The 20,724-nt window shown below is 69.4% G+C and carries 22 protein-coding genes; 6 read left to right on the forward strand and 16 right to left on the reverse strand.

Going from position 1 to position 20,724, the window contains the following annotated elements:
* Positions 1-140 precede the first annotated feature (140 nt).
* Genes ACVTJA_RS45630 through ACVTJA_RS45640 form a run of 3 tightly spaced genes read left to right on the forward strand, consistent with a single transcriptional unit; the run spans position 141 to position 4,041 of the window.
* Complete coding sequence (locus ACVTJA_RS45630) at positions 141-2,852, forward strand: efflux RND transporter permease subunit (RefSeq protein ID WP_465830258.1); 2,712 nt, start codon at positions 141-143, stop codon at positions 2,850-2,852.
* 59 nt (positions 2,853-2,911) lie between these two features.
* Complete coding sequence (locus ACVTJA_RS45635; RefSeq protein ID WP_465830259.1) at positions 2,912-3,514, forward strand: MXAN_6521/LA_1396 family lipoprotein; 603 nt, start codon at positions 2,912-2,914, stop codon at positions 3,512-3,514.
* 11 nt (positions 3,515-3,525) lie between these two features.
* Positions 3,526-4,041 (forward strand): MgtC/SapB family protein, encoded by a 516-nt coding sequence (locus ACVTJA_RS45640; protein ID WP_465830261.1) that lies wholly within the window; start codon positions 3,526-3,528, stop codon positions 4,039-4,041.
* A 7-nt stretch (positions 4,042-4,048) separates the two neighbouring features.
* Here the strand turns inward: ACVTJA_RS45640 and ACVTJA_RS45645 are convergent, their stop codons facing one another.
* The 7 genes from ACVTJA_RS45645 to ACVTJA_RS45675 form a co-directional block, all read right to left on the reverse strand.
* Positions 4,049-4,606 carry a hypothetical protein gene (locus ACVTJA_RS45645; protein ID WP_465830263.1) on the reverse strand — a complete coding sequence of 186 codons (558 nt, stop codon included), beginning with the start codon at positions 4,604-4,606 and terminating at the stop codon, positions 4,049-4,051.
* 122 nt (positions 4,607-4,728) lie between these two features.
* Positions 4,729-6,561 carry a phosphoenolpyruvate--protein phosphotransferase gene (ptsP, locus tag ACVTJA_RS45650; protein ID WP_465830265.1) on the reverse strand — a complete coding sequence of 611 codons (1,833 nt, stop codon included), beginning with the start codon at positions 6,559-6,561 and terminating at the stop codon, positions 4,729-4,731.
* Between the two features lie 46 nt (positions 6,562-6,607).
* Positions 6,608-6,886, reverse strand: coding sequence for an HPr family phosphocarrier protein (locus ACVTJA_RS45655; RefSeq protein ID WP_465830266.1), 279 nt, complete (start codon positions 6,884-6,886; stop codon positions 6,608-6,610).
* A 21-nt stretch (positions 6,887-6,907) separates the two neighbouring features.
* Entirely contained in the window at positions 6,908-7,675 is a 768-nt protein-coding gene (locus ACVTJA_RS45660) for a PTS system mannose/fructose/sorbose family transporter subunit IID (RefSeq protein ID WP_465830268.1), read from the reverse strand.
* Positions 7,672-8,388: a PTS sugar transporter subunit IIC gene (locus ACVTJA_RS45665; RefSeq protein WP_465830270.1), complete on the reverse strand. Its 717-nt coding sequence runs from the start codon at positions 8,386-8,388 to the stop codon at positions 7,672-7,674. Before ACVTJA_RS45665 ends, ACVTJA_RS45660 begins: the two co-directional genes overlap by 4 nt.
* 4 nt (positions 8,389-8,392) lie before the next feature.
* Positions 8,393-8,878, reverse strand: coding sequence for a PTS sugar transporter subunit IIB (locus tag ACVTJA_RS45670; RefSeq protein WP_465830271.1), 486 nt, complete (start codon positions 8,876-8,878; stop codon positions 8,393-8,395).
* Between the two features lie 33 nt (positions 8,879-8,911).
* Positions 8,912-9,334 carry a PTS sugar transporter subunit IIA gene (locus ACVTJA_RS45675; protein WP_465830273.1) on the reverse strand — a complete coding sequence of 141 codons (423 nt, stop codon included), beginning with the start codon at positions 9,332-9,334 and terminating at the stop codon, positions 8,912-8,914.
* A 565-nt stretch (positions 9,335-9,899) separates the two neighbouring features.
* On the opposite strand from ACVTJA_RS45675, the gene ACVTJA_RS45680 reads away from it, so the two are divergent.
* Complete coding sequence (locus tag ACVTJA_RS45680; RefSeq protein WP_465830275.1) at positions 9,900-10,409, forward strand: peroxiredoxin; 510 nt, start codon at positions 9,900-9,902, stop codon at positions 10,407-10,409.
* Between the two features lie 103 nt (positions 10,410-10,512).
* Here ACVTJA_RS45680 and ACVTJA_RS45685 read toward each other — a convergent pair whose 3' ends face one another.
* Entirely contained in the window at positions 10,513-11,478 is a 966-nt protein-coding gene (locus ACVTJA_RS45685; RefSeq protein WP_465830277.1) for a TPR end-of-group domain-containing protein, read from the reverse strand.
* 549 nt (positions 11,479-12,027) lie between these two features.
* Between ACVTJA_RS45685 and ACVTJA_RS45690 the strand changes: the two genes are divergently transcribed.
* Both ACVTJA_RS45690 and ACVTJA_RS45695 read left to right on the forward strand, forming a co-directional pair.
* Positions 12,028-13,110, forward strand: coding sequence for a M35 family metalloendopeptidase (locus tag ACVTJA_RS45690; RefSeq protein WP_465830278.1), 1,083 nt, complete (start codon positions 12,028-12,030; stop codon positions 13,108-13,110).
* An 88-nt stretch (positions 13,111-13,198) separates the two neighbouring features.
* The gene (locus tag ACVTJA_RS45695; RefSeq protein WP_465830280.1) at positions 13,199-13,762 is read left to right on the forward strand and encodes a protease; all 564 of its coding nucleotides are present in this window, start codon (positions 13,199-13,201) and stop codon (positions 13,760-13,762) included.
* Positions 13,763-13,765: 3 nt separating this feature from the next.
* On the opposite strand, the gene ACVTJA_RS45700 is transcribed toward ACVTJA_RS45695, so the two are convergent.
* From ACVTJA_RS45700 to ACVTJA_RS45735, 8 genes are all read right to left on the reverse strand, one after another.
* Positions 13,766-14,686 carry a diacylglycerol kinase catalytic domain-containing protein gene (locus tag ACVTJA_RS45700; protein ID WP_465830282.1) on the reverse strand — a complete coding sequence of 307 codons (921 nt, stop codon included), beginning with the start codon at positions 14,684-14,686 and terminating at the stop codon, positions 13,766-13,768.
* 18 nt (positions 14,687-14,704) lie between these two features.
* Positions 14,705-15,724, reverse strand: a complete 1,020-nt coding sequence (locus tag ACVTJA_RS45705) for an SPFH domain-containing protein (protein ID WP_465830284.1) — start codon at positions 15,722-15,724, stop codon at positions 14,705-14,707.
* Between the two features lie 97 nt (positions 15,725-15,821).
* Positions 15,822-16,508 (reverse strand): iron-containing redox enzyme family protein, encoded by a 687-nt coding sequence (locus tag ACVTJA_RS45710; protein ID WP_465830286.1) that lies wholly within the window; start codon positions 16,506-16,508, stop codon positions 15,822-15,824.
* A gap of 71 nt (positions 16,509-16,579) precedes the next feature.
* Entirely contained in the window at positions 16,580-17,383 is an 804-nt protein-coding gene (locus ACVTJA_RS45715; RefSeq protein ID WP_465830288.1) for a GNAT family N-acetyltransferase, read from the reverse strand.
* A gap of 182 nt (positions 17,384-17,565) precedes the next feature.
* Positions 17,566-18,273, reverse strand: a complete 708-nt coding sequence (locus tag ACVTJA_RS45720; protein WP_465830290.1) for a DUF4384 domain-containing protein — start codon at positions 18,271-18,273, stop codon at positions 17,566-17,568.
* Positions 18,270-18,836 carry an RNA polymerase sigma factor gene (locus ACVTJA_RS45725; protein WP_465830292.1) on the reverse strand — a complete coding sequence of 189 codons (567 nt, stop codon included), beginning with the start codon at positions 18,834-18,836 and terminating at the stop codon, positions 18,270-18,272. Before ACVTJA_RS45725 ends, ACVTJA_RS45720 begins: the two co-directional genes overlap by 4 nt.
* Positions 18,837-18,842: 6 nt before the next feature.
* A complete protein-coding gene (locus ACVTJA_RS45730; RefSeq protein WP_465830294.1) occupies positions 18,843-19,730 on the reverse strand; it encodes a tetratricopeptide repeat protein in 888 nt (295 codons plus the stop codon).
* A 97-nt stretch (positions 19,731-19,827) separates the two neighbouring features.
* Entirely contained in the window at positions 19,828-20,715 is an 888-nt protein-coding gene (locus tag ACVTJA_RS45735; RefSeq protein ID WP_465830296.1) for a tetratricopeptide repeat protein, read from the reverse strand.
* Between the last annotated feature and the right edge of the window lie 9 nt (positions 20,716-20,724).

The following is a 20,724-nucleotide window of genomic DNA, read 5'->3' on the forward strand; positions in this document are numbered from 1 at the left end:
TGTGCCCCCAGCGCCGGGGCCTCCCGTGGCGGCACCATGACAGCGCTGTCGCTATTCCCGCCGCGTCCGTGGCCGGAGACCGGCCGGGCTGGCGGGCTCTGCTTCCTGGCAGGGGCGTTTGCCGGTAGGGTCGCCGCCGCATGAGCGGCGCCCGAAATCCGAACTCCCACTCCCGTTTCGCCCTCGCCTTCGCTGGACTGCTGGTCCGCCGGCCCGGGGCCGTCCTCCTGGTGCTCCTGGCCCTGCTGGGCCTGTCCGCCTGGGGCACGTCGAAGCTGCGCATCAACTCCAACCAGCTCGACCTCATCTCCCAGGACTTGCAGGAGGTGAAGGACGTCAAGCAGGTCATCGACATGGTGGGCGGCAGCGGCTTCCTCATGCTCGCCATGCGCTCCTCGGACGAGGCCACCCTCAAGCGCACCGCGGATGACGTCGCGGCCATGCTGGCGGCGGACAAGGAGAACGTCCGCAACGTCTCCTACAAGCTGCCCGTCGAGTTCATCCAGCAGAACATGGTCCTCTTCGTGAAGACCGAGGACCTCGTCGAGGGCAAGCGCCGCATCATGGCGTTCCTGCGCGACAAGCTGAAGCGCAGCAACCCGTTCTTCATCGACCTCGGCGCCTCCAAGCCCGTCGAGCTCGACATGACGGACCTCGTCGACAAGTACTCCTCCGTCGGCAAGAAGAGCATCCGCGACGACTACAACATCTCCACCGACAAGAAGATGTTGCTCATCCTCATCAAGCCGATGTGGGACAACACGGAGATTGGCAAGACGAAGGCGTATCTCGACAAGCTCGAGAAGGACCTCGCCGCCTACTCCGCGAAGCCCGGCTCGGCGAAGCTCGTCGAGGACTACGACGAGCTGTCCTACGAGAAGGACGGCTCGGCCAAGGGCAAGGCCACCAGCATCGCCTACGGCTTCACCGGCTCGTACAAGACGACGGTGGACGACTCGTTCGCGATCGAGGAGTCCCTGCAGCCGGTGACGCTCATCGCGCTGGGCGCCATCTTCCTCATCACCATCCTCTTCTTCCGGAAGCTGGCCCCCACGTTCATCGTGGTGAGCGGCACGGTGATTGGGACCATCTATACGCTCGGCTTCACCTACGCGACGGTGGGTGAGCTCAACATGATTACGTCCATCCTGGGCGGCATCCTGATGGGCTTCGGCATCGACTACGGCATCCACTTCACGTTCCGCACCCGGCTGGAGCTGGGCGCGGGCAAGCCGTACGACGTGGCCATCCGCGACGCCTTCGTCAACGCAGGCCGCCCGGCGGCGGTGTCCGCGGTGGTGACGGGCGGCTCGTTCTTCGTGCTGATGGTCAGCGAGTTCCGCGGCTTCAGCCAGTTCGGCTTCCTCGCCGGCTGCGGCACGCTCATCCTCGGCCTCACGCTGTTCCTGTGGAGCGCCGCGCTGCTGTCGCTGGCGGGCCGCATCAACCCCGCGCTGCCGCAGAAGCTCATCGGCATCATGAAGCCGCCGCCCACCAACTCGGCCAGCGGCAAGGAGCTGCGCATCCCGAAGCCGGGCCGCGTGCTGGCCGTCAGCACCACCGCGGTGGTCCTCATCTGCGCCGCCGCGGTGCCCTGGGCGGGCCTGGACGCGGAGATGCCCAAGGACCAGCAGCTCAGCTTCTTCCAGCGCCTGAAGTACGGCGTGGGCTTCGACTACAACACCCGCGCGCTCATCCCCGAGGGCATGTCGTCCGTGCGCCTCCAGGACGAAATCAACAAGCGCTTCAACATCTCCAGCGACCCGATGGCCATCTACACCAAGGACCTCGACGAGGCCGAGGGGGTGTACCGGGAGCTGACGCAGCACCCGGAGAAGTACCCGTCCATCGACCAGGTGGTGAGCATCTTCACCTTCGTGCCGCCCGAGGCGACGGCGAAGGCCAACGAGAAGGTGCTCCAGGAGTGGAAGGCGGAGATGGCGCAGCTGGAGGCGGAGGGCTTCACCACCGCCGCGCTGCCGCCGGAGATGCAGGACAAGGCGGAGTTCTTCAAGAAGGTGCTGGACGCCAAGCCCTTCGACGTCCACGGCGTGCCGGCCAACTACACCAGCCAGTTCAAGAACCTGCCCACCGCCCTTCCGGAGAACCAGGGCTACCTCACGTACATCTACGCGAGCGTGGACCTGCTGGACGGCAAGAAGATGATGAAGTTCGCCGAGGAGACGAGCTCCATCCCCGCCACGTACTCCCCCGGCAAGTTCGACAAGGACGCGTGGGACCCGGCGGGCCCCACCGCGCAGAAGGAGTTCCGCGCCGCGGGCGCCACGCGCCTCTACGCGAAGCTGGCGAGCATCGTGCTCTGGGACGGCAAGCTGACGGTCATCCTCACCGCGCTATGGATTCTGGGCATGCACTTCCTGGACTTCCGCAACGTGAAGCTGGCGCTGGCGTCGGTGATTCCGCTCGGCGTGGGCGTGGCGATGATGCTGGGCATCATGTCGCTCGTGAATGAGCGGCTGAACTTCATGAACATCATCATCCTGCCCATCCTCCTGGGCTTCGGCGTGAGCCACGGCCTCTACCTGCTGCACCGCTTCCTGGAGGGCACCTCGCCCCTGGTGGCGCTGCGCAGCGTGGGCGCGGCGGTGGCGTCCTCCACGCTGACGGCGGTGGCGGGCTTCGCGGCGCTGCTGGAGGCCGCGCACCGGGGCCTGAAGTCCATGGGCATGGTGGCCTGCATCGGCCTCATCACCACGCTGGTGGTGTCCTTCACGGTGCTGGCCGCGGTGATGCAGCTCATGCACGACAAGCGGCGGCGCGAGGGCGGCGCGGCGTCCGGCACGGGCGGCGGCGCGGCCGGCGGCGAGAGCAGCGAGCCGAAGGCGGCCTGAAGCGGCGGAGTGATTGAAGGAGGCCCCCTTCGCGATGAAGGGGGCTGGGAGAGAGGGACATGACGACGAAGCGACTGTGGCCCGTGCTCGGGCTGGGCCTGCTGTCCGCGTGCTCCACGGTGAAGAGCCAGCGGCTGCGCCCCGACTACGAGCAGGTGGACAAGCAGCAGGTGAAGCGGCTGGTGGTGGTGACGGAGCCGCTGCCCGCCAACAAGCCCGCGGTGGGCGAATTGTGGAGCCTCCTCGCCCGCCAGTGGGTGAACCAGAACCGGGACTTCATCGTGAAGTCCAACCTCGCGCTGCCGGAGAGGCCCCAGGACACGTCCTTCAAGGGCCTGTGTGTCGAAGGCATCGAGGGCGTGCTCTGGCTGGACCCGAGCATCACGCTCAAGAACAAGGACGGCGCGGAGGCGGCCGTGAAGGCGCGGCTGACGCGCTGCCGCGACGGGGAAGAAATCTGGGCCGCCGAGGCCGGCGGGAGCTGGGGCACCCAGGACGAGGACTACGCGCAGCGCGTGGAGCAGTACGTCCAGGAATTGGGCGAGGAGGTACGCCTGTACGTGGTGCCCTCCGCGAAGCTGCTGTCCGCCACGCTGGACACGCTGCCCAATCCCCAACTGAACGACGCGGACAAGGACGAGAAGATAGAGCTGGGTGAGTAGGCTCGTCCCCCGTGGACGAGAAGACCATCGCCCTGAGATTGGCCCTGGCCGCGCTGCTCGGCGGCGTGCTGGGCCTGGAGCGTGAGGTGCGCGGCCAGGACGCCGGCCTGCGCACCCACATCCTCGTGTCGCTGGGCGCGTGCTGCTTCACGCTGGCCAGCGTCTTCATCGAGGTGCCGCTCGCGGTGGGCGCTCCCGAGGGCGCGCGGGGGGACATCGGCCGCATCGCCAGTCAGGTGGTGGTGGGCATCGGCTTCCTGGGCGCGGGCGTCATCCTGCGCCACGGCGGGCAGGTGAAGGGGCTGACGACGGCGGCCAACCTGTGGCTCACCGCCTCCGTGGGGCTGGCCTCGGGGCTGGGCTTCTTCGCGGCGGCGGGCTTCACCATGGCCATCGCCTTGCTGTGTCTGGTGGGGCTGCGCCCGCTGGAGCGCGCCATCCATCGCTACCGCACCCGGCGCGGGCTGCATCCGGACAAGGACATCGCCGGCTCCCGCGCCGAGCCCCCGCGCCACGACGCGGGCTGAAGCGTCTTCAGCGGCGCGTATCCGGGTCCACGTCCGGCGAGGGCTCGCGGCGGCGGGGTGTCTCCGCCTCGTCGCGCGAGGCCCGGCGCTCCACCACCGCGGGCGGCTGCCGCACCGCCACCACCGCGGGGTCCACCTCGCTGATGAGGGCTTCCCGCCGGGGCTCGCGCTCGGGCTGCGCCGAGGCCCCCGGCCCGACGTCATGGCGGCCAGGGTCCTGGAACCTGGCGCTGTCCATGTGGGCCTGCTCCAGGTCCCCCGGCTCCAGCCCCAGGCCTCCGGTGAGGTCGTGCGACAGCGTCCGCCCCTCCGCCGACCTTCCGCCCCGCTCACCGGAGAGCGCCTCCGGGCTGACACCTGGCATGTCCGACACGGCCTCGCGCAGGTAGACGTCGTCCCCGTCGAGGTCCATCACATCCGAGAAGGCCACGCGGTAATCGCGAACGAAGTAGTCGCTCTTCCCGATGAAGAAGCCGCCCGCGTCCACGGAGATGACGGTGCCCAGCGTCTCGCCGTCCCGGTCCCTCGCCGTCATGCCCATGTGGATGTTCGCTGGATTGAACATGCTCGCCCCCAGGAGTGGTGTGCGCGTCCTGGAAAAGCTGGGCACGGTGGGAAGCCTCCGGCATCCCCGCGCCACGCGGCGGCCGGGCGGGCGGGCCCCTCCATGGCGGCAGGGGCACGCCTTCAGCCCGTGGTGCGGTCCGTGGGCTGGTGCTCGGCGGACTCGGGCTCGCCGGTCGGGGCGGCGGGCGGCTCCATCACCTCGGCGAAGCGGCGGTCCATCTCCGTGCGCACGTAGCGCTCGATTTCCTCCGCGGTGGTCAGCTCCATGGCGCCGTTGAGCAGCTCCACGGCGTCCGCCCGGCTCACCCGGCGGATGAAGCGCTTCACCACCGGAATCTGCCCCGACGTCATGGACAGCTCGTCGAAGCCGAGCGCCAGCAGCACCAGCGTGTACAGCGGGTCTCCCGCCATCTCCCCGCACATGGACACGGGGATGTTCGCCGCCTTGCCCGCGTCGATGATGGTGCGGAGCAGGCGCAGCACGGACAGGTGCAGCGGCCGGTAGAGGTAGGCCACCTCGCGGTTCTGGCGGTCGATGGCCAGCGAGTACTGGATGAGGTCGTTGGTGCCGATGGAGAAGAAGTCCGCCTCCTGCGCGAGCCGGTCGGCAATCATCGCCGCGCTCGGCGTCTCCACCATGATGCCCACCGGGAAGCGCTTACCCACGGGCACGCCCGCGCGGCCCAGCGCCGTGCGGCACGCCTCCAGCTCGCTGCGCGCCTCGCGCAGCTCGCTCACGCCGCAGATGAGCGGGAACATCAGCCGCAGGTTGCCGTGCACGCTGGCGCGCAGCAGGGCGCGAAGCTGCGTGCGGAACAGCTCCCGGTTGGACAGGCAGTAGCGGATGGCCCGCAGGCCCATGGCCGGGTTGGGCTCCTTCTCGTGCTTCGTCTTGCCCGGCACCTTGTCGCCGCCCAAATCCAACGTGCGGATGGTGACGGGCCGCCCGCCCATGGCCTCCAGCACCTGCCTGTAGGCCCGGTAGTGCTCCTCCTCCGTCGGCGCCGTCTTCCGGTCCAGGAACATGAACTCGGTGCGGTACAGGCCGATGCCCTCCGCGCCGTGCGCCAGCAGCGAGGGGATTTCCTCCAGGAACTCCATGTTCCCGTAGAGCCGGATGCGGTAGCCGTCGCTGCTCACCGCCGGCAGGTCCTTCGTCGTCAGGGCCAGCCGCTCGCTCTCCTGGTAGCGGCGCTGGTCCTCCCGGAAGACGGCGAGCTGCTCCTCGGTCGGATTGACGAGGATGACGCCCCGGATGCCGTCCATGGCGACCAGGTCGCCCGGCGAAATCTGCTCGCTGGCCCTCCCGGCGCCCACCACCGCCGGCGTCTCGCGCGCCCGCGCGACAATCGCCGTGTGGCTCGTCTGGCCGCCCAGGTCCGTGACGAAGCCCGCCACCCGCCCGCTGCGCGCCATCAGCGCCGCGTCCGCGGGGGACAAGTCATGGGCGACGACGATGGCCTCCGCGGGGACCTCCACCTCCTCGTCCACCACCTGGCCCATCAGGTTGCGGATGATGCGGTCGGCGACGTAGTCCACGTCCGAGCGGCGCTCGCGGAAGTACTCGTCGGGGATGTTGTCGAAGAGGTGCTTGATTTTGCGCGCCACGCGCCGGACGGCCCACTCGGCGTTGATGCGGTCGTCGACGATGAGCCGGTTGACCTCGTCCACGAGCATGGGGTCGTGGAGCATCAGCCGGTGCGCTTCCAGGATGAGGGCGTGGTCGCTGCCCTCGGTGCGCGTAATCTGTTCCTTCAGCTCGGCGAGCTGGCGGTCGGACAGCTCGATGGCCGTCTTCATGCGCATCCGCTCGGGCTCCACCTCGGCCTCGGCCAGGCGGAGCTTGGGGGTGCGGATGCGCTTGCGGTCGAGGATGAATGCGTGGCCCACCGCCACGCCGGGAGAGGCGCCGATGCCCAACAACCTCAGGGTGGGTGTGGCCTGGCTGCTCACGTGCCCATCTTCTCCCTTGGTTCTACCGCGTTCCCATTCTCACCCGTCACTGGGCCTCGCCGAAACGGTCCCCGATGAGTTTTGCCAACTCCTGGAGACAGGCGTCGGCGTCGTCGCCCTTGCAGGTCACCTTCACGATGGTGCCCTGGGCGGCGGCGAGCATGAGCACACCCATGATGGATTTGGCATTGGCCCGCTGGCCCTGGGCCTCGAGGGTGACCTCGCTCTTGAAGCGGTTGGCGACCTTCACCATCTGCGCCGCGGCCCGCGCATGCAGGCCCAGGGCGTTGATGATTTCGTATGTCCCTTCGGCCACGGTTGGCATCGCGACTCCCACCTCTCTTCTCTAAAGGAATGCCCCCGCCGCGCAGGCCAGCCCCGCGGCAAGGTAGAGCACCACGTAGTTCGGCACCCGACGACTCACCAGTACGTAGGACGCCACCCCCAGGGCCAGACACCCGGCCGCCAGGAAGGGCGCACGGGCCCCTCCCGCGTTGGTCCCGAAGGAGACGGACAACCAGGCGGCCAGGCCGCCCGCACTCGTTGCCGCCACCGCCCGCAGCTTCGCCCCGCGCGTGGGCAGGTTCGCCCGCGCCACCGCCTCCACCAGCCGGTCCCCCAGCGTCAGGCCCAACCAGTACAGCTTCACGCGCAGCAGCACGTGGACCAGGTTGTAGAGCACCAGGAAGAGCGGCACCGCCCACACGCCCAGGAGCGGCACCGTGGCCGCGCACAGCGCCCCCACCGCCGGCTTGAGGGACAGCCAGAAGAAGCCGTCCCCCAGCGCCGCCAGCGGCCCCATCAGCGCGGCCTTGAAGGCCACGACTTTATCCGGCGTCTCCTCGCCCCGGGAGATGCGCACCTCGTGGTTGAGGACGCCGCCGACGATGGCCGCCGCCACGTACGGGTGGGTGTTGAAGAAGACGAGGTGCCGGCGCACCGCCTCCTCGCGCTTGGGGCCTTCCGGGTACAGGTGCCGCAGCGCGGGATAGATGGCGTAGGCCAGCCCCAGGTTCTGCATGCCCTTGGGGTTCCACGACGCCTGCAGGAAGAGCGAGCGCAGGAAGACGCGCAGCAGCACCCATGGCGGCAGCGGCGTGTCGGGCGCGCTCACCGGGGCTCCCGGAGCAGGAGGAGGACCACCGCCACCGTCACCGCCGCCGCGCCCAGCGCCGCGTAGAGGGGCGCGCGCCGCGCGTGACTGCCCTGCGCGGCGATGGCCGCCGCCACCGAGGCCATGGCCGGCCAGGCCCACGCCAGCCCGCGCACCACCGCGGCAGGCAGCGCCTGCAGCAGCGGCTCCACGAAGAAGCCCAGGAGCGCGCACAGGGCCGTGAGGGAGCCGTACAGCACGAAGTGCGGCCACATGCCCCACAGGTTCTGCCGCACGGCGCGGGCCAGGTTGCCGGACTCCGCGGAGGCCAGCGCCACGCGGGCCAGCCGCGCCGAGTAGCCCTCCAGCAGCCGGTCGGCCCGGCGGCCCACGCGCCCCATGCCGATGAACAGCAGCACGGCGAGCGACCAGATGGCCGGCGTGGAGCCCGCGCCCGTGGCGGTGGTGAGCGTGGCGGCGGCGGCGCTGGTGGCGGTGGCCGCCAGCGTGTCGTTCTCCGGCAGCGAGGCGCCCAGGTTGGCGGTGCCCAGGAAGAACAGCTCCAGGAGCAACCCCACGGCCAGGCCGGAGCCCGCGTCCCCGAGCAGCAGACCCATGAGGGTGGCGGCCACGAGGGGGCGGGACAACATGGCCTGGAGGAACGCCTTGCGCTCCAAGGCCACCAGTCCGCCCCACAGCCCCGCGAGCGCCACCTGGGTCCAGACGACGCTCACACGCTCACCCGGCCTTCGCCCACCGGTCGGTGAGGTCCAGCAGCTCCACGGGCTTCTCCGAGGGCACCGCGCGGGCCTCCACGCGCACGCCCTTCTCGGAGAGCTGCTGGAGCGTCTTCAGCTCCGCCTCCGCCAGGAAGACGGACGGGGACACCTGCCGGCGCCCGGTGCCGAAGTGGACGTTGCCCAGGTTGAGCTCGTCCATGGACAGCCCGTGCGCGAAGGCGAAGGGCACGGCCGCCACGTCGCGCAGCAGCACCAGCGTGCGCACCCCGTCCTTGGACAGGGCGGCGAAGTCCACCTGGGCGAGCGGGAGGATCTGCACCTCGATGGCGCTCTGGACGGCGAGCGCCATGGCCGCGCGGATGAGGGGGCTGGACGCCGCCTCGTCATCCGCCACGACGACCCGGGACACCTTGAGGAAGGGCAGCCAGGCCTCGACGACCTGACCATGGATGAGGCGGTTGTCGACGCGGACCAGGGTGATCACGGCAGTCTCGAATCGCCGACCCGCGCGGACCCGTCAAGTTCGCGGCTGCTGCTGGGCCTCGCGAAGCAGGGCGGATGCACAGGTGATGTTGCGCTGGCCGTGGGAAGCCAGCTGGTTGGCCATCTCCGGAAGGGAGATCTGCTCATTGCGGAGCGAGTTCGCCTTGAGAAGCATGGGCAGGTTGACGCCGGCGAGAACCTCCAGGTTCATCCGCTGACACATCATCAGCGACTCCTTGCACGGAGTACCGCCGAACAGGTCCGCGAGGATGATGACACCTTCTCCCTCATCCACGCGCGACACCGCCTGCTTCATCTTCGCGCGGAGCTCCTCGACGGGAGTCCCCGGCTCGATGTTGCAGGTTGCCACCGCGGGAAGCTTTCCCACGATCTGTTCCGCGGTGGAGACCAGCTCCTCCGCGAGACGCCCGTGCGATGCGACGACGAGGCCGACCATGTCCGCTCCTGACCAACCCCCCGAAGTTTGCGGTCTACGCCTGAACGCCGCGCCGCGCAACTCCGGCGAAAGTTTCCGCCCTGTACCCCGGACCCCAGCTTCCTCTTCCTGTCTCGAAAGGTAAGACGACGTTGGCTTCCATGCCCGAAATTTCGGGTCCGGCCACGTGCAGGGCTGTCGCCTGCCGGACGGGGGAGCGACTCCGTTTCCCCCACACTCTATTGGATGCCATGGAAGCACGCGCGATGCGCGCCGTCGCCCTCCCTCCGCACGCCCCGTCCCACCGCCCGTACAGCAAGGAAGCAGGCGCCCTCTTAAACGAGTGCGGGACGAAACGATAGAGGGCAAACGCGCAAGCCTTCCGGAGCGGTGTTTCACGTTCTCGGAACGTGGCTGGAGCATGAGGCGTCCAAGCGCACCTGGGTCTGTGCTGACGCCATTGACGGCGCACGGGGTCGATGCGGCGGCCCCTGCCTCAGGCCGATTGCATTGACAGTTGAGTCACCCATCAGCATCCACGGGGCACATGCACCGGCCCGACGTGTCGGGGCGGATGGAGGAACCCATGGCGCGGTCGAAGCTCCTGAAGGAAGGCGATGCACTCCCGGATGTCACGCTGAAGGGCGCGGGCGACAAGCCGGTGCGGCTGCGCGACCTGGTGGGGCAGAAGGTGCTCGTCGTGTACTTCTACCCGAAGGACGACTCGCCGGGCTGCACCGCTCAGGCGTGCAGCCTGAGGGACCAGTACGAGGACTTCACGGCCGCGGGCGCGGAGGTGGTGGGCATCAGCGGCGACTCGGTGTCCTCACATGAGGGCTTCGCCGCGAAGCACCGCCTGCCCTTCGTCCTGCTGAGCGACGCGAGCGGCGAGGCGCGCGATGCGTTCGGCGTGCCGCCGTCGCTGTTGGGGCTCATCCCGGGCCGCGTCACCTTCGTGGTGGACCGGCAGGGCATCATCCGCAACGTGTTCGAGTCGCAGCTGCGCGTGGGCGAGCACGTGCGGCGCGCGCTGGATTTGGTGAAGACGCTGGCGCGCGAGGGTGGCGCGACGGCGGGCGTGGCGGCGGCGAAGTGAGAGGACCCGCGCATCGGGCCCGGGTGGACCCGATGCGCGGAGCGACCACGTGGCTCGGGCTCGAGCGCATGAGCCCGACGCGGCCCGCCCGTGAAGGCACGCGTCAGCGCAGCGTGGTGGGAATCTCCGCGAGCGGCGGGAAGCCCCAGCGTGCGCGCTCCTCGTCGGTGACGCTCGGGTCCACGGTGTAGAGCTTTGCCTCCTTCGTCGGGCCATCGCTCCGGTACTGCGTGCCGAAGCGCTGCGGTTTCCCGGCGTTCATCAGCCAGCGGTCCCACGCGGCGGCGGCCAGCCACAGGCCTCCCGGGTGTCCACGCCGCGCGGCCTCCGCGCCCATCTCCCGCGCCATGGCGAAGTCCTCCTGCGTGCGGCCATGCTGGAAGACGAAGCCCGCGGCGAGGAAGTCCGCGCCGTCCTTCAGCGCGCCCTCGGCAATCAACTCCTTCACGCGCACACGGCGCTGCTCATCGCGCGCCGAGACGACCTTCCAGGCCTCCTTCGTGGCGGGCGGCGGCGAGCGGTCCGCCTGGTCCTCCGCGAACAGCCTCCGCAGCTCCTCGTGGGACGCGGCGTCCTTCGGAGGCAGCGTGGGGATGCGCGCCACCAACGCGGCGAAGGCCGGCTCCGAGCGCAGCGAGACGAGGTCCTCGTCCTGCTGCATCCAACCCACGTTGCGAAAGCCCCACTCCGCCGCGCGCGACAGCTGCTCCAGCGCCTCCTGCTTCCGGCCCAGCAGCGCGAGCGCGCACGCGGCCGAGTACGCGGTGTTGTCGCGCGTGTTCCCCTCCTTCATCGCCTGCTGGTAGGCCGCCAGGGCCTCGGCGTGCTTGCCCTCGCTCATCAGCAGGTCGCCGCGCTTCACCAGCTTCCAGCCCGGCATCGGCTTCCCGGGCGGCTCCATGAAGGGCAGCTCCGCGACAGGCGCCTTCGTGGCGGGCGCATCCGTGGCGGGTGCCTTCTCGGCGGGCGCCTCCGCTGGGGCGGGAGCAGTGGCGGTCTCCGTGGAAGCCGGCGCATGCGCGCACGCTCCAGCCAGGACGAGCAACAACGCGGACGTGGGGATTCTCATGGCGCGCAGTCTAGGGGTCTCCAGCGACCTTGGCGCCACCCCAAGCCACGCAATGCCGAACCCGCACGGGCCTTTCCCACGCCCGAACACGCGCGGCGGACAAGCTGCCCCAGACCTGGGACGAAATGCCCCGCGTCCGGCGCGTGAGCCCTCGCAAACCCGCGTCCCGCCTCACCTTACGCGCTCAATGCCTCGCATCGAGCGCAGTGGCCCACGCCTTGCTCAAGGGTGAAGTGCCACGCGATGACTGCGAGGCAGAAAAGAGCAAGGCCATGAAGAATCACGATGAGAGCTTCCTCGATGTCGTCGTCCTCGCCATGGGCCCGCTGATGGCCGCACAGCTGTTCGCCATGGTGATGATGGTCGTCAGCTACGCCCACCCGTAGCCACTCGTGTCCGCGCCGATTGAAACATTGCGTAACACATTGATCCTGGACGGGACCGCCCCCAGCTCGATATAAACAGCAAAGCGCGATAGACAGGTATTCCCTGTGGAGCCACCGCGCTGCCGCTGAGATTCCCCCCACGAGCTGAAAGGAAGTCCCCGACATGAGCCTGAACCCCCGCGGTCGTCTCAATTGGTGGATTGGTGCTGTTGCCAGCGTTTCGCTGCTGGGTGCCTGCGGAGCGCCGGATGAGCGCGCCGAGTCGAACGAGCCCGCCGTGCAGGACGCGGTCGCGGGCGACGTCCAGGTGAAGCTCTCGGTGGAGAAGTCGTCCCTGGCCGCGCGTGACAACGTGCTGGTGAACGTGACGCTGACGAACGTCTCGTCGCGCACCGTGCGCCTGCTCAAGTGGAACACGCCGGTGGACGGAGTGAAGGAGGACCTGTTCAAGGTCACCGCCGACGGCGTCGCGGCGGAGTACAACGGCCGCCACTACAAGTGGGCCACGCCGGAGGCGTCGGACTACCTCAACCTCGCCCCGGGCGAGAGCGTGTCGAGCAAGGTGGACCTGTCGGCCATCTACGACTTCTCGAAGACGGCCAACTACGACATCAGCTTCGGCGCCGCGCATGACGGCGTGTCGGAGTTCGCCTCGAACAGCGTGAGCGTGTTCGTCGAGGGCCGCGCCTTCGTCGACCCGGTGGCCGAGGCCGCCCCGGGCACCGTCTCCGCGATGGCGCTGTCCACCGCGAACTGCACCAGCAGCCGCACGACCTCCGTCACCACGGCGTTCAACTCCGCGAAGACCTACGCGAACGGCGCGGTGACCTACCTGGGTGGCACGCCCAGCGCCACCGCTCGCTTCACCACCTGGTTCGGCACCTACAGCACCACCAACTGGAACACCATCAAGACGCACTTCACGACCATCAAGAGCGCCTTCGACACCAAGTCCGTCATCGTCGACTGCGGCTGCACGGACAGCGCCTACGCGTACGTGTACAAGAACTCGCCGTACCGCATCTACGTGTGCAACGCGTTCTGGAACGCGCCGAACACGGGCACGGACTCGCGCGCCGGCACGCTCATCCACGAGATGAGCCACTTCACGGTGGTGGCGGACACGGATGACTGGGCCTACGGCCAGACCGCCGCCAAGAACCTGGCGAAGTCCAACCCCACCAACGCCCGCGACAACGCGGACAGCCACGAGTACTTCGCGGAGAACACGCCGGCGCAGAATTAGTCCCGCGCGAGCGGTGACATGATGTGAAGTGGGACGGGGGCGGCGACGCCCCCGTTTCTTTTTTCCCGCAGCCGGGAGTCCCATTCACATGAGACGTGGAAAGCTGAGCCTCACGCTGCTGTGCCTCGGAGTCATGGGTGGCGCGTGCGCGTCACGTACCTCCGAGTCAACCCCGCCGCAGAGCGCGGCACAGCAGGAGGAGTCCGCCATGGCGACGACGTTGGAGTGTGCCCTGAGCGCCCCCAAGACGGTGAAGGCGGGCGAGCCGGTGGAGGTGGTCTTCCGGCTGACCAACCCCACGACGAAGCCGCTGTACGTGCTCGACTGGCACACGCCGCTGGAGGGACTGCTCAACAACATCTTCCAGATTACGCGCGACGGGACGGAGCTGGATTACTCGGGGCCGATGCTGAAGCGGGCAGCCCCTGGCGCGGACGACTACGTCACGTTGGAGCCGCACTCGACGTTGGAGGGCAAGGTGAATGTGGCGCTCGCGTATGACTTCACGCAGCCGGGCCGCTACCGGATTGCCTTCCGCGGCCAGCTGATGGACGTGGCCACGGAGAGGAGCGAGGTGCCCCACGGCTTTGATGCGTTCCACGGGCAGCCGGTGAAGTGCAACGAGGTGGAGACCACCGTCACCGCGCCCTGAGCGTCACCCGACGACGAGCCGCGCGCGCTGCCTCGCCGGGCGGATGCGCGCGGTGGCGCCCGCGCGGAACTCGAGGAAGTCCTCCTCCACGCCGTCGCTGAAGATGACGCCCCCCGACGCCATGCGCGACTCCAGCACCAGCTCGCGCTCCGCCGTCACGAAGCCACCCACCACGTCCGCCGCCGAGTGACGGCTGATGAAGGGCTCTCGCACCACGAAGGCCAGCTTCGGCTCCTCCCACTCCAGCTTCCACGGCTGCCCCGGCACCCCACCCGTCTGCTGCGTCAGGCTGCGCGCCAGCGTGAAGACGGACGACAGCCATCCGCTGGAGCCCGCGCCCGTGGACACCAGCACTCCACTGGAGGACTGCGACTCCTCCTTCTCGCCGTAGCGCAGCCGGTAGCGCGCCGACACGTGCGTCTTCGCGCCGATGAACAAGTCGTTGAAGGCGAGCAGCCGCTGCCCGTCCTCCAGCGCCGCCTCCGCCAGCGTCACCTGCCGGAAGCCCGCCTTGCCCTCCATCACCCGCCGCACCGCGCCGCGCGCCCCCGACACGCGGTACGGCAGCAGCACACCGTCGAAGCGCTCCGGGTCCGGATTCACGCCCACCAGCGGCTGCGCCCCCACGTACTTCGCCACGTTCGCCACCAGCCCGTCCTGCCCCGCCACCACCACCACTTCCTTCCCCGTGAAGAGGAAGGTGGGCACCAGGCTCCGGTCCACCTGCTGCACCGGCAGCCCCAGGCTCAGCCCATCGCGCAGCGTGTCCACCGCGCGGCGGTAGGCGTCGTCCTCGCGGGAGAACTCCTCGAAGTCCTGCCCCGCGTGCTCCACGTAGAACTTCGCCTGCTTCTTCGTGTTGAAGCGCTCCACCAACCCCGCCAGCCGCGTGCGGCGGGTGACGAGGACAATCTTCTCGTACATGGCCCGCCCCCTTCCCGGTCAGCGCTCGCGTGGGCCTTCCAGCTTGTGCACCTGCGCCGGACGCGTGGGCTTCGCGCCTCCACCGCCGCCGGAGTTGCCCACCAGCGCGTGCAGCAGGTCCGGCGACACGTTCAGCTCGCCGATGCGATGCGCGTTCTCCGCCATCTCCCGGAAGGCGAGCGCGATGTTCAGCGCCGGGTCCCCGCCTCCCGCCGACGTGGCCATCAGCGTCTTCCAGTCCACCCCGCGCACCGGTGCCAGCGTCTTCTCCAGCGCGTAGGCACGCGCGTCCGCGGCCTGGCGCTCGTTCTGGCTCCAGCGCTCCATCAGCGCCGAGCGCTGCTCCTCCACGGCGATGTCCGCCGACATCTTCGCCTCGCGAATCTGGCGCTGCCGCTCCTCCACCGCCAGCTCCGTGGCCAGCTCGCTCTCCTTGATGCGGCGCTCCTGCTCCACGGCCGCGTTGCGGCGCGCGTAGATGGCCTCGTCCGCGGAGCGCTGCAGGGCCTCGCGCGCCTCGGCCTCCAGCGCCCGCGCCATCTCCGGCGTCGGCTTCACCGACAGCAGCGAGAAGGCCATCACCTCCACGCCCAGCGCACGCACCGGCTCCGCCCCCGCCAGCGCCGCGAGCACCTGCGCCTCAATCGTATCCGTGTGGACGAGCACCTCGCGCAGCGGCATGCCCTGCACCACCGTGCGCGCGCGCACCTGCGCCACCTGCACCAGGCGCTCCGCCAGCTTCTCCGGGTCGTCCGAGCGGTAACGCCCGGACGGCCCCACCGAGTAGTCCAGCAGCGACGACAACCGCTTCGGGTCCGCCACGCGGTACGTGAGCTGCCCCTGCAGCGTCACCGCCTGGAAGTCCCGCGTCACCTCGTTGAAGGCGAAGGGCACGTCCGCGCTCGACAGCGGCACCGAGACCAGCGTCGCGGACGGCTTCCAGTAGAAGAAGGCGAGCCCCGCCCCCTCGCGGACCACCCTCCCCCCCTCGAACTGCATCACGTACGTCGTCGGTGCCGCCTTCATGTACCCAATCATCGGGCCCGCCCCTCTTTTGCTTCGTGTATTTTCGACACATTATTAGTGTCCTATCTACACTCTGGCAAGTCGAAGTGCGGCGGCCGGATGTCGGTGCTCAGCCCACTTCGTGGAGCGGAGCTTCCGCGGCCGGAGTGAAGAGGGCCGGATAGAGGGCGCGCGTCGTGGTGGCGGAGAGGAGGATGGCCTCCTGCTCGGCCGGGTCCTCCAGCGTGCGCAGCACGGTGGCCAGTTCCTCCACGTGGTCTCCATCCGCGCCCGCGTGGCCTCGCAGGAACGTGACGGCGCGGTGGATGCCGGGGATGGCACCGCGCGCCACCAGGCGCTCCGCCGCGAGCCCCGCGCGCACCACGGACAGGTGCTCCAGCACATAGGCAGTCCCGAGGAACGCGGTGGGCACGCCCGCCTCCGCGGTGAAGCGGTTCCAGTTCACATAGGCCCGCACCGCCGCGCAGAGCGGCGTCGCGTCCACGCGCTCCCGCGTCCAACCCAGAGCGCGCAGGTCCGAGAGCAACCAGCGCTCGTGGCCGGACTCCTCCTTTGCCTTCTGCACGAGCAGCGACGCCAGCGCGGGGTGACGCCCCAGCCGCAGCATGCGCCGGCCCGCGAGCCCCAGCAGCGGCGCCGTCCAGCGCACGTAGTGGTACGACTGCGCGAGGTAGCCGGCGTACTGCCCGGCATCCGCCGTGCCCTCGAAGAGGCGCCGCGCTTCGGGGTGCGCGTCCAATTCGCGCACCAGGGTGTTCGCCTCGTGCGCCAGCTTCTCGACCAGGTCCTTCGACATGAGCTTCTCCCGTCCGGGCGCACCGAGGGCGTGCCCGCTGTTGAGTGGATGGTTGTGTTGGAATGGGGACTTCAGGCGGCGCGCGTGGCGCCTTCCGGCATCGCGTCGAACCAGGCGCGCGTGCTCGCGGGAATCGCGTCCAGCGCGGCGACGAGCGGCGTGGAGAACCGGCGGAAGCGTGCGTCGTAGAGGGGCTCGCCGATGAAGCGCGCGCCCAGCTTCTTCGCGAAGAGCGAGAGCGTGCGCGGCAGGCGCAGCCCGTCGAAGTGCCCCTGGCATGCGCGCTGGCGCTCCTCGGGCGTGTACAGCGGGGCCTCGGGCACCTCGGGTGCCGGGGATGGCTCGTGAGGTGTCACCCTCCAGAGCGGGCTCACGCAGCGCATCCTCGCGGCCACCTGGAAGGCGATGAGTGCGTCCCGCGCGCAGTCCGTCTCCGTGTTCGCGGACGCAATCCAGTGCGTCACGCCGCGCCTCCGGCTCTCTCGGTACATCTCCGCCTGGAGGCGCAGCAGCACCTCCGAGCCGCGCCAGCCGCGCATCACGCAGTAGCGCGTCGTCTCCGCGAGCCGCATGCCCGGCGCATCGACGGAGCCCAGGTCCAGCTTCTGCTCCAGTTCGATGCCCAGCCGCTGCCCGGAGGTGCGCGCCACCTCCGCGTTGGGTAGCAGCAGCCGCGACGTGGCCACCGCCGTGTCCCCGGCGTAGACGACGAAGTGGAGCGTCGTCTCCAGCGTGTCGAAGCAGCTCACGTCCCGTGGCGCCGGAGGTGGAGTCCCCAGCAGTCCCATCTCCGTGCCGAACACCGCCCAGCGCACCCGGAGCGCGTCATCCAACTGCCGCTGCTCCGTGGCAATCACACACCGCACCGTCTTCATCTTCACCTACCCCCTGGCAATGGCGGACGGCGCACGACAGGCATGGCGGCCCCGAGCCCCCCAAGACTCCGGAACCGTCACCGCGCCCCGCTCTCCTCGTTCATCGCGCGGGGGATTTTCCGTGGGACTTTTTTCTTCGCCCTCGTCCGGCGCGCATTTCCGCAACGGGGCTGCGCGGCGGTTCAGCGCTTGTCGAAGCCGACTCGCGTCACCGCCACGGCCTTGGGTGCCGCGTCCTCCAGCCGTCGGCCTTCCTTCAGCGCGGCCACGGCCCACGCCAACGCAAAGGGCTGGCGCGAGTGCAGCGCGTAGACCTCCTCGTGTCCGCGCACGTCGTCCAGCTCGATGGCCGAGGGCAACATCGGGCGCGCCGCCTGGTAGGGCGCGGCCTCGGTGCCGTTGAACGGGTGATACACCGTGACGTTTCCCTGCCCGTCCCGGCTGAGCACCGCGATGTAGCCGTCCTCGGCGGCCTTCACCTCGAACTGGAGGATGTCTCCCGGGGCCAGAGTCGCGCCGGGCTCCACGCGTGCACTGCCATTGCCGGCCTTGCGGTGCAGCACCAACGCCACCGAGCCCTTCACGGTGAACGGGTCCTCACCAGGCCACAACACAATCGCCAGCACCGAGGCCACGAGCGCCGGCACCAGCAATACCCACCATGGGCGACGTTTCGCGGGCTGGGAGGCCTCGTGGCGGGCCACCAGCGGACCGGGCGGATGCTGCGTGAGGAACGCCGCCGAGTCCGCGCGCAATTCCTCCAGCCGCGCCCGGTCCGCCGCCGAGTCCACCAGCACCGCGTCCACCTGCTGGCGCGCCTGCGGCGTGAGCGCATCCGCGAGGTACCGCTCCAGCAGCGCGTCCTTGATGCGACGCTCACCCACGCTCATGTCCCCTCCCCCGGAGCGAGCCGCGCACTGCGCTTGCGCGCGCGCTCCGCGAACCGCGCCAGCATCCGGGACACCGTCTTGCGCGACATGTCCAGCACCTGCGCCACCTCGTCCGTGGTGTGCCCTTCCACGAAGTAGAGCACCGCCACCGTCAGCACCTCCGGGTCCTCTCCCTGAGTGAGCAGCGCCAGGTCCTGCAGCGCCTCCACCCGCTCCATTCCGCCCGTGTGCGCCGTCGCCGCCTCGTGCCACCGCTGCTCCGCGTCCTCGTCCTCCTCCACGGACAGCGGGCCCAGCCGGCCGGACCAGCGCGCGCGACGGCGCACGCGGTCCACCGCCCGGTACGTGGCGATTTGATACAGCACCGTGAAGGGCGAGGCCTCGTCGCGCGCCGAGCCATGGACCTTCATGTACGCCAGGAAGGTGTCCTGCGTGACGTCGAGGGCCTCCTCGGCGTCGCGAGTGAGCGACAACGCCCGCCGGTGCACGGCGGGGCCGAAGCGCCGGTACAGCGCCGCCAAATCAGTCGAGGCGGGCGCGGGCGCGGTGGACGCTGGACTCAACTCACGTCACTCCCGCAACGCCTGACGGCTCGCCTGCCGGCGCGCGCACGCGTCCTTCATCTCCACGTAGTAGTCCTTCGACACCAGCGAGATGGCGCGCGAGTAGTGCTCCAGCGCCTGCTCATACTCGCTGCTCGCGTCCAGCAGCACGGCCAGGTTGTACCAGCCCGACGCGTTGTCCGGATGCTGCTCCGTGTAGCTCTTGAACTGGCTGATGGCCTGCTCGACGTCGCCCTTCTCCGCCACCTTGATGATGGCCTTCTGCGACTCGTCCTCGTCGTCCATCTTCAGGAAGTGGGAGACCTTGCGCGGGGTGAGGTCCCGGAGCACGCGGTCCACCAGCTGCTCCGACACCGTGCGCAGCACGCTGTCCACCCGCTCCGTCTCGAACTCGCCCGAGTAGGACTCCTGAGCCAGCAGCACCTTGCCCGCGGCGTTGAAGGCCGTCACGCCGAGGACGAGCTTCCCGATGTAGATGTCCTTCCGCGACTTCTTGACCTTGCCCTTCTCATCCTTGGTCTCGACCTGGCGGTGGTCCACGCTCGTGTCCCAGTCGAGCAGGTCGATGCGCAGGCCAACCTCCCCCGCCTGCGGGGCCGCCGACGGGTCCCCCTGCACGTCCACCTTCTGGCCGGAGACATTCACCGTGGCTCCCGCCTGGGAGCGGTCCGCGAACCTGAAGTAGCCGTCCTCGCGGCTCTGCCGCAGCAACTCCCCGACGACGGTGTTCTGCACGGTGGGGTTGTCCTCGCCCCCGGTCTGCACCAGGACGAGCTTCTTGGAGGAGCCCACATTCACCCGCGCGGGCTCGAGGACGTTGACCCGGAGGCCGGAGGAACAGCCCATCAACAGCAGGGCCAACAACAACAGCGGGCGCGGCGCGCGGTGGAGCATACGGACTCTCTCGTCGGAAGTGAGCGGCGCCGCAGTGTAGCAGGCGCCGTCAGTCCTCCGGCAGCCACCAGGGCCGCCCCACCGCGGCTCCGCGTCCTCACTCCCGCATCGCCAGCCGAATCGCCTGCCGGCGTGCGCACGCGTCCTTCATCTCCACGTAGGAGTCCTTCGACGTCAGGGAAAGGGCGCGCGAGTAGTGATGCATGGCCCGCGGGTAGTCGCCGCTCGCGTCCAGCAGCACGGCCAGGTTGTACCAGCCCGCCGCGTTGTCCGGATGCTGCTCCGTGTAGCTCTGGAACTGGCTGATGGCCTGTTCGAGGTCGCCCTGCTCCGCCACCTGGATGATGGCCTTCTGCGCTTCGTCCCCGTCGTCCATCTTCAGGAAGTGGGAGACATGGCGCGGGGTGAGGTCCAGGAGCATGCGGTCCACCAACTGCTCCGTCGCCGTGTACAGCAGGCCGTCCGCCCGTGCCGTCTCGAACCGACCCGAGTACTCATCCTGCGCGAGCACCTCGCCCGCGGCGTTGAAGGACGTCACGCCCAGGATGAGCGTCGCGGCGTAGAGCTCCCTGCGCGTCGCCTTCCTCGCCGTGATTTTGCCGTTCGCATCCATTGCCACGAGGGGCTCCCTCCGCGGGTCCGTGTCCCAGCCGAGCACGTCGATGCGCAGACCAACCTCCCCCGGCTTCAAGGCCACGGCCTTGTCGCCTTGCACCTCCACCTGCTCCCCGGAGACGTTCACCTTGGCGCCCGCATAGGTGTGGTCCTCGAAGGCGAAGTAGCCAAGCTGCCGGGTCTGGTTCTCCAGTTGCCTGGCGATGGCGCTCTGCACCCTGGCCTGGCCCTCGGCCTGCACCAGGATGAGCCGCTTCGCGGGGCCCACATTCACCCGCGCGGGTTCGAGGACATTGACCCGGACCCCGGAGGAACAACCCATCAACAGCGTGGCCAGCAGCAACAGCGGACGCAGCGAGTGGTGGTGCATGTCGTTCTC

The organism is Pyxidicoccus sp. M6 (assembly GCF_055568925.1).

Excerpts from the sequence above, each read along its gene's own strand:
- ACVTJA_RS45630 (WP_465830258.1), top strand. The coding sequence starts at position 141 with ATGAGCGGCGCCCGAAATCCGAACTCCCACTCCCGTTTCGCCCTCGCC.
- ACVTJA_RS45635 (WP_465830259.1), top strand. The coding sequence starts at position 2,912 with ATGACGACGAAGCGACTGTGGCCCGTGCTCGGGCTGGGCCTGCTGTCC.
- ACVTJA_RS45645 (WP_465830263.1), bottom strand. The coding sequence starts at position 4,606 with ATGTTCAATCCAGCGAACATCCACATGGGCATGACGGCGAGGGACCGG.
- ACVTJA_RS45655 (WP_465830266.1), bottom strand. The coding sequence starts at position 6,886 with ATGCCAACCGTGGCCGAAGGGACATACGAAATCATCAACGCCCTGGGC.
- ACVTJA_RS45675 (WP_465830273.1), bottom strand. The coding sequence starts at position 9,334 with ATGGTCGGCCTCGTCGTCGCATCGCACGGGCGTCTCGCGGAGGAGCTG.
- ACVTJA_RS45680 (WP_465830275.1), top strand. The coding sequence starts at position 9,900 with ATGGCGCGGTCGAAGCTCCTGAAGGAAGGCGATGCACTCCCGGATGTC.
- ACVTJA_RS45685 (WP_465830277.1), bottom strand. The coding sequence starts at position 11,478 with ATGAGAATCCCCACGTCCGCGTTGTTGCTCGTCCTGGCTGGAGCGTGC.
- ACVTJA_RS45690 (WP_465830278.1), top strand. The coding sequence starts at position 12,028 with ATGAGCCTGAACCCCCGCGGTCGTCTCAATTGGTGGATTGGTGCTGTT.
- ACVTJA_RS45695 (WP_465830280.1), top strand. The coding sequence starts at position 13,199 with ATGAGACGTGGAAAGCTGAGCCTCACGCTGCTGTGCCTCGGAGTCATG.
- ACVTJA_RS45700 (WP_465830282.1), bottom strand. The coding sequence starts at position 14,686 with ATGTACGAGAAGATTGTCCTCGTCACCCGCCGCACGCGGCTGGCGGGG.
- ACVTJA_RS45705 (WP_465830284.1), bottom strand. The coding sequence starts at position 15,724 with ATGATTGGGTACATGAAGGCGGCACCGACGACGTACGTGATGCAGTTC.
- ACVTJA_RS45710 (WP_465830286.1), bottom strand. The coding sequence starts at position 16,508 with ATGTCGAAGGACCTGGTCGAGAAGCTGGCGCACGAGGCGAACACCCTG.
- ACVTJA_RS45715 (WP_465830288.1), bottom strand. The coding sequence starts at position 17,383 with ATGAAGACGGTGCGGTGTGTGATTGCCACGGAGCAGCGGCAGTTGGAT.
- ACVTJA_RS45720 (WP_465830290.1), bottom strand. The coding sequence starts at position 18,273 with ATGAGCGTGGGTGAGCGTCGCATCAAGGACGCGCTGCTGGAGCGGTAC.
- ACVTJA_RS45730 (WP_465830294.1), bottom strand. The coding sequence starts at position 19,730 with ATGCTCCACCGCGCGCCGCGCCCGCTGTTGTTGTTGGCCCTGCTGTTG.
- ACVTJA_RS45735 (WP_465830296.1), bottom strand. The coding sequence starts at position 20,715 with ATGCACCACCACTCGCTGCGTCCGCTGTTGCTGCTGGCCACGCTGTTG.